At 43.2% G+C, this 12,255-nt stretch carries 17 protein-coding genes; 15 read left to right on the top strand and 2 right to left on the bottom strand.

Translation table 11 applies throughout. The annotated features are described in order from the left end of the window. Position 1: 1 nt before the first annotated feature. From L0P88_RS04070 to L0P88_RS04055, 4 genes are read left to right on the top strand one after another with little or no spacing between them, the layout of a single operon-like run. A complete protein-coding gene (locus L0P88_RS04070) occupies positions 2-340 on the top strand; it encodes a hypothetical protein (RefSeq protein WP_247133352.1) in 339 nt (112 codons plus the stop codon). Continuing rightward, complete coding sequence (locus tag L0P88_RS04065; RefSeq protein ID WP_247133351.1) at positions 337-531, top strand: hypothetical protein; 195 nt, start codon at positions 337-339, stop codon at positions 529-531. The genes L0P88_RS04070 and L0P88_RS04065 overlap by 4 nt, the downstream gene beginning before the upstream one ends. After that, a complete protein-coding gene (locus L0P88_RS04060) occupies positions 528-950 on the top strand; it encodes a hypothetical protein (protein WP_247133350.1) in 423 nt (140 codons plus the stop codon). The genes L0P88_RS04065 and L0P88_RS04060 overlap by 4 nt, the downstream gene beginning before the upstream one ends. Before the next feature lie 2 nt (positions 951-952). Then, entirely contained in the window at positions 953-1,264 is a 312-nt protein-coding gene (locus L0P88_RS04055) for a hypothetical protein (RefSeq protein ID WP_247133349.1), read from the top strand. A 428-nt stretch (positions 1,265-1,692) separates the two neighbouring features. On the opposite strand, the gene L0P88_RS04050 is transcribed toward L0P88_RS04055, so the two are convergent. Both L0P88_RS04050 and L0P88_RS04045 read right to left on the bottom strand, forming a co-directional pair. Then, positions 1,693-2,118, bottom strand: coding sequence for a type II toxin-antitoxin system HicB family antitoxin (locus tag L0P88_RS04050; RefSeq protein WP_247133348.1), 426 nt, complete (start codon positions 2,116-2,118; stop codon positions 1,693-1,695). Between the two features lie 47 nt (positions 2,119-2,165). Next, positions 2,166-2,348, bottom strand: a complete 183-nt coding sequence (locus L0P88_RS04045) for a type II toxin-antitoxin system HicA family toxin (RefSeq protein ID WP_247133347.1) — start codon at positions 2,346-2,348, stop codon at positions 2,166-2,168. Positions 2,349-2,551: 203 nt separating this feature from the next. Here L0P88_RS04045 and L0P88_RS04040 point away from each other — a divergent pair, with 203 nt between their 5' ends. The 11 genes from L0P88_RS04040 to L0P88_RS03990 all read left to right on the top strand — a co-directional run bounded on the left by L0P88_RS04040 (position 2,552) and on the right by L0P88_RS03990 (position 12,159). Next, positions 2,552-3,121, top strand: coding sequence for a hypothetical protein (locus L0P88_RS04040; RefSeq protein ID WP_247133346.1), 570 nt, complete (start codon positions 2,552-2,554; stop codon positions 3,119-3,121). A gap of 138 nt (positions 3,122-3,259) precedes the next feature. After that, positions 3,260-4,144, top strand: a complete 885-nt coding sequence (locus L0P88_RS04035) for a S49 family peptidase (RefSeq protein WP_247133345.1) — start codon at positions 3,260-3,262, stop codon at positions 4,142-4,144. Between the two features lie 26 nt (positions 4,145-4,170). Next, a complete protein-coding gene (locus L0P88_RS04030) occupies positions 4,171-6,354 on the top strand; it encodes a hypothetical protein (protein ID WP_247133344.1) in 2,184 nt (727 codons plus the stop codon). An 84-nt stretch (positions 6,355-6,438) separates the two neighbouring features. Continuing rightward, entirely contained in the window at positions 6,439-7,260 is an 822-nt protein-coding gene (locus L0P88_RS04025) for a hypothetical protein (protein WP_247133343.1), read from the top strand. Positions 7,261-7,339: 79 nt separating this feature from the next. Further along, the gene (locus L0P88_RS04020) at positions 7,340-7,615 is read left to right on the top strand and encodes a KilA-N domain-containing protein (RefSeq protein WP_247133342.1); all 276 of its coding nucleotides are present in this window, start codon (positions 7,340-7,342) and stop codon (positions 7,613-7,615) included. A gap of 97 nt (positions 7,616-7,712) precedes the next feature. Beyond that, positions 7,713-8,009, top strand: coding sequence for a TM2 domain-containing protein (locus L0P88_RS04015; RefSeq protein WP_247133341.1), 297 nt, complete (start codon positions 7,713-7,715; stop codon positions 8,007-8,009). Positions 8,010-8,158: 149 nt separating this feature from the next. Then, positions 8,159-8,422 (top strand): hypothetical protein, encoded by a 264-nt coding sequence (locus tag L0P88_RS04010; RefSeq protein ID WP_247133340.1) that lies wholly within the window; start codon positions 8,159-8,161, stop codon positions 8,420-8,422. A 154-nt stretch (positions 8,423-8,576) separates the two neighbouring features. After that, positions 8,577-9,494 carry a hypothetical protein gene (locus L0P88_RS04005; protein WP_247133339.1) on the top strand — a complete coding sequence of 306 codons (918 nt, stop codon included), beginning with the start codon at positions 8,577-8,579 and terminating at the stop codon, positions 9,492-9,494. After that, positions 9,495-9,821: a hypothetical protein gene (locus L0P88_RS04000; protein WP_247133338.1), complete on the top strand. Its 327-nt coding sequence runs from the start codon at positions 9,495-9,497 to the stop codon at positions 9,819-9,821. Between the two features lie 33 nt (positions 9,822-9,854). After that, positions 9,855-10,469: a hypothetical protein gene (locus L0P88_RS03995; RefSeq protein WP_247133337.1), complete on the top strand. Its 615-nt coding sequence runs from the start codon at positions 9,855-9,857 to the stop codon at positions 10,467-10,469. After that, positions 10,435-12,159 (top strand): hypothetical protein, encoded by a 1,725-nt coding sequence (locus tag L0P88_RS03990; RefSeq protein ID WP_247133336.1) that lies wholly within the window; start codon positions 10,435-10,437, stop codon positions 12,157-12,159. Before L0P88_RS03995 ends, L0P88_RS03990 begins: the two co-directional genes overlap by 35 nt. The last annotated feature ends 96 nt before the right edge of the window (positions 12,160-12,255 follow it).

The following is a 12,255-nucleotide window of genomic DNA, read 5'->3' as shown; positions in this document are numbered from 1 at the left end:
TATGGAATTAGATGCTCTTGGAATATTGATAAAAGTGGTTTTGGGCCTTTTGGGGATAATCATTTATGCAGTTTGGAAGGTCAAGGAACACCTTTCACAATTTCAATGGAAAAAGTTCATAGGTGATAACAAGGCGTTTTGGCTTTGGTCAATTTCCATGGTCCTTTTGCTATTGATGGTCGTTACCATCGAGCCGAACATAGCGACCGCAATAAAGACCTTGATAGGTCTTGACATTAGTAACGAACCGGCGTCCTTTTTCTCCTTGGGATGGGCCTTGGCGCTAGCTGCAAATGGAGCGGTGAAAAAGAAGTTGGATAAAAAAAACATAGAAAAATGAGCTGGAGGGGAGAACTTGTATTTGCACTGATAACGATAGCCAGTACCTTGCCCATTCCATGGCCGGAAATTGGTCTGAAGTTCCTTGTTGCCATTGCCGCGTATTTTTTGAGCAGGATATTTTACCGCTATTTCAGGGAGGATATCAATGGATGGGTGGATAGGTTAAAAAGAAAAAGGACCAAAAAGTGATAGCATACAAGCCAAAATACTTCACTATTCGAGAATTGGTGCACCCATGGATTTTAAAAGCCTTGGGCGAACTCAATTGCTGGCTTCGTCTCGATTCCGGGTCTTTAAAGGACATAGATAGGATCAGGGAGCGTTGGGGCGATGTAATCTATATAAATCACGGAAATCATGACAGCAGGGGGCTACGGCCACCCAATGACCCAGACGGCTCTTGGTACTCCACCCATAAAATGGGCGGTACTTTTGATTTGGTCCCGAGGAGTGGCGAGTACATAAGGCTTTGGGCCATGGTGGAGGATATGATAAAGAAAGGTGAACTGAAAACTTTGAACACTTTGGAGGATGTCGATTTCACACCTGGTTGGGTACATGTTGCTAAGATGAACACGTCTTTAAGACCATTGATTATTAAACCTTAATTATGGGAAAAATAAGTATTCGTAGAACAGGGATATTGGTGGGCATATTTGTCCTGGGTGTAGGAACGGGCTATCTATTGACCAATGCTTCCCGAAATTCGGTCTTGAAAAATGATACCATCAACAATGCGGTTAACAAACCAACAACGGCCGTGACCACCAATAACAAAGTGGAACTGAAAAAGAACAAGGGGAGCCTTGTATTTGCCCCGACAACAAAACAGTCTTATTGCGATAGCCTATTGCAAGTGTTCATTGACACCACAAGTATAAGGCAGTTCAGGAAGGAGAAAAAACGATTGGAGTTACAATGAAAATAAAAAAAATATTAGTTCTTGCGTTTAGAATAGCAGGTTCAATATTGGTGTCAATCTATCTAACCAAATGGATTGTTTCGTTAATGGTCAATTCCGGCGATAACTTCTATCTATCTCTTTTAAAAACAATTTTCGTTTTTCTATTCATTGTTTTTTATTTGAACAAAGATTTAATCTAGTCATCTTCTAGAGGCAAACCAATCCTTGCCGTTATATCTGAAAATTGGATCAATTTTTGATTTGGCCAACTTGATGGCCTTTGTGTTGTGATTACGGAATACCAACTTGGACATGTGGGCGTATTCTTAAATAATTGGGAAATATTCCAAATATATGGAATTATCCATATATTGGATTAAAAAACCCCTCCAAAAGAGGGGTTGTCATAAGTGGCGTTTTCCCACCTTGTAGGCATATACATTAGATTAAAATGAGACTGAACTAAGTTCAGTTCCCAATTCATTAATAGCTTTTTCAATCTGCTTTAATCTACTTTCAGAGGCATTTGCTTTTCCAGTGGCATATTGTCTCATCAGTGAGGGGTTGATCTTGGCCCTTCCGGCAATTGAACCTATTTTAAGGTAGGGCACCAGGTCAAAGAACCAAGAAATGTCCATCTTAAATTCAAAACCCTTTACTGCCTTGACTTCATCCACCCAAGGCTCCGCCAACTCAATACCCACTTCTAAATAATCATCTACGGCAACCTTAAGGTTGCTTTTTAGCTCATCAATTGTTTGCCCAAACGCCGTTACCACTCCCGGTAGGTTTTGGGTGGTACCCCAGAAGGTACCGTCATCAGTCCGTTCAACAAAGACTTTTACAAAAACTTCTCCCGTAATTTGTTGCATTGTTTTGATTAATTACATTCATAAAACCAAAGAACAGGGTCGGATGGTCAATCCAACCCAGCTTGTTTCAAAATCGACCGCACCGTTTTTAGGGGTATGTCTTTCTTTGGGTGCGGAATTGTGACCAGCCCTTTTTTCGAGGGATGCTTAAAATGATGGTGACTTCCTTTGGTTCTAACCAACTCCCAACCATCATTCTCAATGATTTTAATTAGGTTCCTTGATTTCATACACAAATATATAACATTTTTGTTATATAACAAAAATGTTATAAGTGTTTTTGTGCTTTTTCCTTTTTAGCGCCTCACTTACTTTCCCCATCAAACACCTATTATGAGGACCGGAGAAAACGACAGGTACCTAATGGAACTGGAGAAAAAGGCAGGCCAATAGATTACAGAAATATTCATAATTTTATGAATATATTTCCCCGATGTCACAGCGCTTTCAAAAGATACCCTTTGATCTTCCGGATTATCTGGCGCACTACCTGGCCACTAAACTCAACAAACAAATCATCGATAGCCGCGGCAACAAACGCCTGGTGGTGGACCGAAAGACGTTCTTCGGGAAGTTGGTGCTGGAGTCTTTGGAGGTTTCCCAGGTTCCGACACCTGTAGTTGATTCCAGCCTGTATATTCTAGTGAGTAACCATAGCGGGGACCACGACTCCAAAATCTTAAGGGGCAAACGTCATTTCTTAAAAGTCAACCAAGAAAAAAAGCAAAAAATCATGGATTTTTTGAAGAGTGAGTTTGACGATGACCTGCTAACGTTTGTTGAGGGTGCCGAATATGCCCATAAGGAAAACGGATGGCAACCGGCCATTAAGAAAAAGGGCATCCGGAAAAAGGCCATTTTTGAATTCTGCATGAAATTCCAAATCTATCCCAACAAGAAAAACGTTTCCACACTCATTAAAAAATGTCAACGCGGGTTACCAAAAAACCCTGATTTTAATGAAAAGGCACTTCAAAATCTTGGCGAAGTGCTGTCCTTTTAAAAAAAACCGCTGAAAGCCCTCAATATCTAGGCTTATACCAGCCGTTAAGTTTTTGGATTTATGTTTTAGGACCACTGCCAAGGTTTGTCCATTTAATCAGGATTGGCACATACTATACTTGTTGGTAATCTGACCACTATGGTAAACGATAAAGCTGCAACTGAAATTTTTAAGGGCATTTGGATGGTAGAGCCCCATCTTATGGAGCCTTACATTATATCGGCATTAAAGCTCTTGTCCGAAATTCCTACCAAAGAGAACCACAAAGAGGCCCAGGGTGCTCTGGTCCGGGAAGTCATTGACCCAGACGGCAACCAGGTGAATATTTACCAGGATGAAGAAATCCCACCTGATAGCGTGGGCATTGTCCGTTCTGTTGGACCTATGTACAAATATGGTGGGTGGTTTTATTGGGGCACAGACGAGCTGGTGGAAATGGCCCAATATTTTGAGGACCATCCCAATATCATTGGGCAAGTTTGGCAAGACCATAGCGGCGGTGGGTTTATGACGGCTATTGCCCCCTGGTTGGATTTTCTCAAAAGAAAAACAAAGCCGGTTGTGTCCGTATTGGACCTATGTGCATCGGCCAATTATTACAAAAATTGCCATACAGACTATATGATGGCCGAGAACAATATCTCTGCAGAGTTTGGAAGCATCGGGGTTATGGTCCAATTCTACGACTATAAGGGAATGCTCAAAGAAATGGGTATCAAGGAGCACACCATAATGTCCAACCTAAGCAAGGACAAGAACAAGGATTTCCTATTGGCCCTTGAAGGAAAATATGATTTGATCAAGCGTGAAATGCTAGATCCAGCAGCCAAGAAGTTCCAAGATGATGTGATGGCAGCCCGCCCCAATTTGGAAAAGGATATTCCGGGTATACTCTCGGGAAAGATGTTCTATGCCGAGGAAGCTTTGGATTATGGGATGATAGATGGTATAGGCAGCCTACAGGAGGGCATTGATAGAGTAAAGTTCCTTGCTTCGGCAAGCTCTTTATACACGTTTAGTTAATCTATGTTTAATCAAAAACCCAAAAAATGAAAAAGTGGTTATTGAAAATTCTTCCATTCATCGTTGGTCTATTGCCAGGCGTTAACCTTGAAGGGAATGAAAAACTGGAGCTTTCTGAGGAAGACAAAAGTAAGCTCGACAAAGAAACGGGAACCGAGGGGTTTGCCGAAAAATTTGAAAAAGCCTTCAACAAATTCATGGTGAAGGATGAGAACCTACAGGCCGCGTTTGATGGCTTTATGCAAGAGTATGAGGAAGCTATGGCTGAAGCCGGCATTGATGATCCGCCTACAGAGGACGGAGAGGAGGCTCCTGAAGCCCAAGAGGTGCCAAAAGGAGAAGAGGCTTCTGATACCGGGATGATGAATAAACTGATCAAGGCCGCTAACAACTTGCTGGCAAGCAATAAAGAAAAGGACGGCCTTATTGAAGCGATGCAAAACCAGTCCGAGACGGATTCTCCGGAGACAATCCCTCCAGGCACTAAAAACCAAGCCAAAGTGAAGCATTCCAAAACCCATTTATTTGCCAGTGGCCATAGTTATGATGCTCTGGACCGCCCATGGAACAAGAGAGTTATTGACAGCATTAATAAAGGCCGTGCTATTTCCGGAAATACTGTATGGAATAAGGTCAATATTGATAAACTTAATGAAGACCTAGGAGCATATTCCAGGAGGAACAGTTCTGAGATTGTGAGTTTAATAATGGACGGTTATGATATTCCTGCACACTGGGGAAGGGTTAATAACGTTCAGGACGAATTTATCTTTTCAGCAATTATAACCGGTCAGATTACCCAGGGTTTCAAAAAGCGTTGGTTGCCCAAAAACAAGCAACGTTTTGTGCCTATCAAAAACAAAATCTTTGACAAACAAATTGACATCACCTGGGAGCCATCAGAACTCAAAAGCATTGAAAAGAGTTGGTTGAACATGTTCTTTAACGAAGGTTCGACGCCCTACAAAATGAGTTTCGCCGGATATTTATTGACGGAGTTGATGAAAAAGGCAAGGGAAGAGGACAAACTCAACATCCATAAAGGCGTATACTTCGATACGGAATTGCTTCCCGAAGATGTTGCAGGTGACTTTATGAATGCCATGGATGGTTATTTAAAGCTGGTTAGCGATTACCGTGGGGTGGCTTTTCAACCCCATAATTTGCCAGAACTTACTCCTATCAATACCTATAGAACGCTTAAAGAATGGGTGGAAGGGCTTCCTATCGGATTTAGGAATCTGCCGAATCTAAAACTACAATTAGGCTCCGATGTTCATAGATGGTATTATGAAGGAAGGGAGTCCGAAAAAGGAGTCATACAAGATTATGAAAAAAACACCACAACAGTTGAAGGTTTCTCAAATGTTGAATTTGTTCCTATTAAGCAATGGGAGGGAACAGGTTACGTTGATATCCAGGTAGGTGGAAACTGTGGAATTATGGTTGATCGGGATGGTGAGGAAGCACAAGCCACTATTGAAATGGTAAAAAGGGAAATCAGTGCTTTTACGGATTATAAGAACGGTGTCTATTTTAAGGTCTTTGGCGCCAACGTAGACCCATCCTTACCTGTTGGCTATGAAGACCAAATGTTCTTCTGTAATAGTGTTCAGTTATTGGATGATACCTACACTCCGGTCATTGCTAACGACACCACTCCATCGGTTGCTGATCACCACGCCCTAATCATTGGGGCCAATAACACAGCAGCTACCGATATCACCCAATTGGATGATGTGGTGGAGGGGACTGTTTACCACATTAGGGGTAATAGTGATGCCACACCAAGTACTTTAAAGAACAATACCAACATCTTATTGGATGGAGGTGATTTTGTGCTTGGCAATGGAGATGAGATTGTTTTGATAGGACTTTCCGGAAACCGGGTTATTGAGTTCTCCAGAACCGAGGCCGGTAGCGTGGCGGAACCTACCAAGGTGGCTCTTGCGGCTGACGCGACCACAGCCGATGCTGCCAACGGCACCCATTTTGTGACCGCGGCCAATACCGGACCAACGGCCTTTACCAATATTACTAACGCCATTGCGGGTGAAGAATATACCTTGGAAGGGGGAAGTGGTACCAACGCCACCACTGTGGCCAATGGAGGCAACTTCTTACTGAGTGCTGCATTCACTGCGAGTGTTGGTGCTTTCTTGAAAGTGAAGTACAACGGAAGCAAGTTTATTGAAGTTTCCCGTGGATAAGTTCATTCCCTGGTCCCTGATATTGTTCGGGGGAACTGCAATGGACGGGGCCGGGGATTTTGTTTAACCATTTAATCTAAAAAAATGTATACACAACCAAGTTTAGTATCCAAGGGAAATGGCGGTTCTGAAGACAAACAGTCCGAAGTGATCATCATTAACCTTGCGGATGTGGCCAACTGGCCGGCACGCAACGACAATGGGGTGATGATGGTTGGTAATATCACTATGAAGCCTGGAAAGTATGTGACCAAAATGGCCATGACCTCCAGTAAAACATCGTTACCATTGGCTTCTGAGGGTGACGAGGACAATGTGTCGCTCAACTCACTACCGGAATTTTCCTTTCCCGGTTGGACCTTGGATGCCGAAGAGCTCTTTCAAAATTTCTTGAACAAAAGTATTGCTGTTGGGGTCCGTGTGGGCGCCTGTGGCGGTGATACGCCATTCTATAGGATTTTTGGAACTCCTTGTGCGCCCTTGAGCCTATTACCAGAGGGACAAAATGACAATGACGCTACCGTTTTAATGGTGAAGTTCCAACAGTTTGCCAAGACCAGGAACATGCCCGGACGCTATACCGGTACCTTTACCCTTGCCACCGTGAACAATGTTGCCGCGGATTCCACAACGGTGGACGTTACTGCAGGGGAGGGAGAATACCAATTGACGGACAATTCAGTCGCTACGGTCATCACCGATCTGGTTAATGCCACTACAGGAAACCGTTACACCCTATTGGGTAGCGGTGGAACCAACCCGGCCACCATCCAAAATGCCAATGCCAATTTTGTTCTGGCCGGCGGTGTGGACTGGCAAGCCCTTTCTGGCGCCACCATTACCTTTGAAGCAATTGACGCTGGAAGTGGCGACCACGTTTTTGTAGAACGAAGTAGATCAGCGTAGTTTGGTTTAGTTTTTGAGTTAGTTAGTAAAACCCTGGCCTAATGGTCGGGGTTTTTTCGGAATAGAAAAGCCCGGAAATATGAAAACTTTCGAATTCCTATATCAAGAAACCCAAATTCACTTCCTTTTTAATCCATCAGACAAAAATGTCATGGTCAATGCCACAGAGATGGCAAAGATTTTTGGGAAAAGAACCAAAGATTTTTTAGCAAACCAGTCTACAAAAACTTTGATTTCAGAACTTGAACGGACGCTTATTAGCGTCCATTCAGAAGTTAAAATCGTTGATAATCGTGGTCATATGGGTATATATTTCCATCGATGGCAACTTATTCCCTCCAAATGGTGTGGATAAAAGTATATTTAGTTGTGGTTTTTGTTGATAGGAAACTACGATTGTTTGATTGGTGGTATTTTCTTACTTTAGGGCATAACCAAAAATATACACAACCATGAGCAGAAAAGCATATCTAAGAAGTCAAACTAAATCTACAGGAACTGCTTATTTACTATTTATCTTTCTGTTTGGGAGCCATTTTGCCTATTTGGGGAAATGGGGAACCCAATTTCTTTTTTGGCTTACATTGTACGGTTTTGGAATTTGGGCCATTGTGGAAATCTTTATGATACCCACCCGGGTTTCTGAGCACAACATGAAGATTTACCGCCAGATAGAAAAAATTGAAAAACAGGAACGGGAAGAGGAAATGGCCGCCCAAGTTAAGGCGATGAAAGAGGGAGAAAAATAATTCTTATCTTAGCACTGTCAAAAAGAACCATCAGTGTTATTATCAAGAAAGCTTTTAAGGAATGGGGAGTCCGCAAGCCGCAAGGCCCGGGGGTCAGCTTCATCTATGATGGTTCTACCCGACAGCTCCCCGCCTTTAAATTCTAAATTATGTCAAAAGAATCATCTAAAATCGACCCAAAAAAGAAACAACAAATCATTTCCGCCATTTTGGAAATGAACCAAATGGCCGACGTTGAATTTATGCTCGGTGACGTGACCAACCTCTATTTTATGGCCTTGGAGCATTACCAAATGAACGATCCTGACACCCGGGAAGGAAAGACCCTCACCTTTTTGCATTTGCATGATTGTCTTGCTAAGATTGATATGATCCTTAACGACCGGGAGAGTTGTTGGCTGTTGGCAGTATAGTAAGTTATCAGTTAAAAGTTTGAAGTTTTAAGAGCCCCGCTAGTGCGGGGTTTTTTATTCCGTGAGACGACTCAAAAAAGGCGGTACACGCCAGTGTCCATTTAAGCAGTGCATATGCACGGTACTTTCGTTGTGAATCGTAACGAATACCGCAATGAAAGACCCAAAAGCAGAAGTCATTCACTACCTAAAACACGACCGCACCCTTTTGGGCGGAAGAAACCTATACAATCAATTGCCCACCAAGAATTTGGCACTCCAGCGCCAAATGGCGCGATGGACGGATAGTGCCATCAATATTGAGCGCCTATGCTATGAGCTCGCCAAGGCCGTTGGTTTAGAGCAGCGTTTATTAAAGATTTATACCCAGAACCCCGTTGTTCAAATCAATGCCATAGAAGTTGATATCGATACCGATGACACCGGCAGCAAAGACGATGGTACCACTTTGGATGATGCACTTTTGGCATTTGATACAGAAAATACGAAATGGAATACTGGAAAGGCACTGGCCAAGGCTTTGGGGATAAAGACATCCCGAAGAAAGAAAAACGAAATCTGGCCAGATTTGGAGGAAGCGCGAAGGGCATTGGTGGCCAAGCAGCTTGCCGAAATTCCAGGAGAAGTAAAGGCGAGCATTAAACTGCGTGATCAGTTTCCATTTCTGCGGGAAAAAGACTGTCCGGACAGCCTGAAGCTACTCGTCAATGAGCTTATTACCTCCTACGAAGACTTTAAGGATAACCAGCCCAAGCTTCACGATTTACTCCAGGACGACGAGGCGAAAGCCTTGGTAGATGTGGTGCTGAAAGACTACATTGAAAACAAACAGGCCTGGGCCGAGCTGGAGCATTACAATACTACCGGTCAGGTATTGGGTGAACATCCATTGTTTGAAATACTGGAGGAAAAAGAGCGCATTACCAGGCTCGAAACCCCGGATTTGGCCAAGGAAATCAAAAACCTCGAGAACAATATCGGCCGTAATAAGAAAAAGGGCAATACGGAGCTAGTTGATAAACAAGAGCAGTATTTGGCCCATGCCCAGGCTGAGCTTGCAAAACGATCGTAGATGAAAAAACTCCAGGTCTTTTTAGGAGAGCTCCAAGAAAGTGACCTGGAGCGTATTGAGGAACTGGCAGGCCAGAACTTTGCTCCAAGCGATATCTGCAGAATATTGGACTTTGATAAATGGGCCTTTATGCAGCTCTGGCGGAACCGGGATAGCACAATTCGGCAACGTTATGAGCTTGGGCGCCTCAATATTGAAGAGACCAAACAACGGGAACTAATTACCAAAATCAACTCAGGAAACAGTTTTGCCATTCAGATGCACGATAAGTTGGCGGCTCGGCGAACTTTTGAAAATATAAAATCCGAAATCTTCAACCTTGGCTAAAAAAAAAAGTCCATAGAAAGCGAACTGGAAGGTATGCACTATGCCATTTTGGAGGATTGGGTAGATAAAGGCAGAACTGAAACCCTTCCGGAAGAAATGGTGACCTATTTGGAGCAGCTAACGATGGTCAACCAGTTGTGGAACGCTTGCCAGACACCGAATAAAATCATTCAAAAATTAATGGCTTCCTATCCCGGGCTAAATGCAAAAACCGCCCGTAGTAGATGGGAAGATGCATGTACCTGGTTCTATCTTGACGATCAAGTTAAAAAAGATGCCTGGCGCAATATGCTTTTTGAAAAACAGCTAAAGCTTGCTGATGCCATTATCACCGGGGCTCAAAAGAACGAGGACTATGATTTGGCATCCAAGGTATTGGAACGGGCGGCTAAGGTAAAAAGGCTTGACCAGAAAGAAGAAGAAGTTATTCCTCAAGAAGCATTTACCAAGCGCATCAAGATTTTTGATAGTGATACGCTTCAGTTTGAGGACCTACCACCACCAGCAAACAGAAAACTGTTGGCCGAATACATTGATAAGGTGAACATTGAAGAGCTTCAGAAAGTAAAACTGAAGCAAGATGCTGGAATCGAACCCAAAGAACTATTCAATCATGAGGCTTTCAAAAAAAATAAACCGGAAGGCTGAAGATGTAGAGCTTAGGTACAGTAATTGGCTCAGTCAGCTGGTCAACCTTTTGCAGACCACCTTTCTTTATCTGATTCTTGGCCGTGGGTCATCCAAGACCGAGGATATCCTTGCAGAAAGGGCCATGGATATCGCCTATGATATGCCGGGCGCTTTCGTGGCCATCTCTGCAGATACGTTCATGAATGCCACTAAGAACATTGTCCCTAGCATTGTCAATGGATGGAAGCGAAAGGGATGGGTCGAGGGGGTTCACTATGTGGTGGATGTGCACCGGCCAAAGCATTTTAAGCTGCCCTACAAGCCCGTATTTAATTGGAAGCATACGATTACCACTTTTACGGGAACCCACTTTAAAATCATATCCCAGGATCGTCCATCCATAGGGGCGGGTGATTCTTTTCAGCACCATATTGGTGATGAGGCCAAATATTTGAAGCAAAAGAAAGTCCAAAACATTAACCGGGCGGTCCGAGGGGAGTTTGTGCGCTTTGGGAAATCGCCGTTTTATGGTGGCCTCACCTTTGTTACCGATATGCCGGACGTTAACCAGGGGCATGATGATTGGATACTGCAGATGTTGGACAACATGGATCAGGAGAAAATTAAATGGCTTTTTCACCTGGCAATGGAAACCAACAAAATCAGGGCCGAGTATGTCCGGAGGATGCATTTTTGCAAGGAACACCCTGCAGATACTACAGCTAAGCGAAAACTGAAACGTATTGAAAAGAACTGGAAACAATGGGAAGAGCGTCTTCGATTGTTCCGGATGGGCACTACCTTCTTTTATGTGGCCAGCTCTTTCGTCAATGCCGATATCTTGACTGAAATGTATTTCAAAAAGGAGCTCGAGACGAGCGACTTTAAGGATTTCATGATCGGCATTCTTTCGATTGAGCCAAAACTGGAGGTGGGCGCCATGTTCTATCCAAAACTTTCCAAGGACATTTTTTATTCGGACGGTTACATCTATGCCAACCGGGACCTGTACAAAACAACGGATGATTATGTGGAGTCAAGCCTTGATTTGAAATATATCAATACCGACGCCCCTATAGAGGCCAGTCTTGATACCGGCAACATGTGTAGTCTTCTCACTGGTCAGGACCAGGGGGATGTTGTTAGGACATTAAAAGAATTTTACACCTTACCCCCTCAATTTCTTGGTGATTTGGGCAAGCAATTTCGGGATTACTACAAGTATCACAAGTGCAAACAGCTATTGTTGTGGGCTGATCGGGCAGCAAATAAGTATAAACTGGTTGGTGAGGACCATGCGAGTAAATTCAAGAAGGCGATTGAATACGATGAGGATGGAAAAAGGACCGATTGGATTGTCACAATTATGACCGAAAACCAAGGAAATATTACCCAACAGCGCGAGTATGAACTGGCTTTGGAAATGATGTCCGGAACAAATAGTGAATTACCTGGATTATTGATTGATAAACACAACTGCCCCAACCTGAAAAGCTCGCTTGAACGCGCTAAAAAAATTGTAAGGATTGATAACAATGGCAACAAAACCATTCACAAGGATAAATCGAGCGAAAGGTTACCACATAAAGAGCTTCCAAGAAAGTCAACAAATTTTTCCGATGCGTTTAAATACTTCATCTGCAGAGATAAATTCCTTGAAAAAACCAAAGGCCACACGGCTCAGTTTTCAGACCCAAGCAGTTATTAATTGATTGGTGAGTAAAGATAACTTCATTTTTTGCACCCTTTTTTAAACTTAAGACTAGCGAACTCCTTGCCTTTTAAGCAATTAACCCCTATGAAT

It is taken from the genome of Muricauda sp. SCSIO 64092 (genome assembly GCF_023016285.1).
Classification (GTDB): domain Bacteria; phylum Bacteroidota; class Bacteroidia; order Flavobacteriales; family Flavobacteriaceae; genus Croceivirga.
Note: the sequence above shows the minus strand (reverse complement) of the source record. Positions and strands in the feature narration are given on the sequence as shown.

Coding starts and splice junctions, on each gene's coding strand:
- L0P88_RS04020 (WP_247133342.1), top strand. CDS start 7,340: ATGAAAACTTTCGAATTCCTATATCAAGAAACCCAAATTCACTTCCTT.
- L0P88_RS04065 (WP_247133351.1), top strand. CDS start 337: ATGAGCTGGAGGGGAGAACTTGTATTTGCACTGATAACGATAGCCAGT.
- L0P88_RS04050 (WP_247133348.1), bottom strand. CDS start 2,118: ATGCAACAAATTACGGGAGAAGTTTTTGTAAAAGTCTTTGTTGAACGG.
- L0P88_RS03990 (WP_247133336.1), top strand. CDS start 10,435: ATGAGGCTTTCAAAAAAAATAAACCGGAAGGCTGAAGATGTAGAGCTT.
- L0P88_RS04030 (WP_247133344.1), top strand. CDS start 4,171: ATGAAAAAGTGGTTATTGAAAATTCTTCCATTCATCGTTGGTCTATTG.
- L0P88_RS04005 (WP_247133339.1), top strand. CDS start 8,577: ATGAAAGACCCAAAAGCAGAAGTCATTCACTACCTAAAACACGACCGC.
- L0P88_RS03995 (WP_247133337.1), top strand. CDS start 9,855: ATGCACTATGCCATTTTGGAGGATTGGGTAGATAAAGGCAGAACTGAA.
- L0P88_RS04040 (WP_247133346.1), top strand. CDS start 2,552: ATGTCACAGCGCTTTCAAAAGATACCCTTTGATCTTCCGGATTATCTG.
- L0P88_RS04035 (WP_247133345.1), top strand. CDS start 3,260: ATGGTAAACGATAAAGCTGCAACTGAAATTTTTAAGGGCATTTGGATG.
- L0P88_RS04000 (WP_247133338.1), top strand. CDS start 9,495: ATGAAAAAACTCCAGGTCTTTTTAGGAGAGCTCCAAGAAAGTGACCTG.
- L0P88_RS04025 (WP_247133343.1), top strand. CDS start 6,439: ATGTATACACAACCAAGTTTAGTATCCAAGGGAAATGGCGGTTCTGAA.
- L0P88_RS04070 (WP_247133352.1), top strand. CDS start 2: ATGGAATTAGATGCTCTTGGAATATTGATAAAAGTGGTTTTGGGCCTT.
- L0P88_RS04015 (WP_247133341.1), top strand. CDS start 7,713: ATGAGCAGAAAAGCATATCTAAGAAGTCAAACTAAATCTACAGGAACT.
- L0P88_RS04010 (WP_247133340.1), top strand. CDS start 8,159: ATGTCAAAAGAATCATCTAAAATCGACCCAAAAAAGAAACAACAAATC.
- L0P88_RS04045 (WP_247133347.1), bottom strand. CDS start 2,348: ATGAAATCAAGGAACCTAATTAAAATCATTGAGAATGATGGTTGGGAG.
- L0P88_RS04055 (WP_247133349.1), top strand. CDS start 953: ATGGGAAAAATAAGTATTCGTAGAACAGGGATATTGGTGGGCATATTT.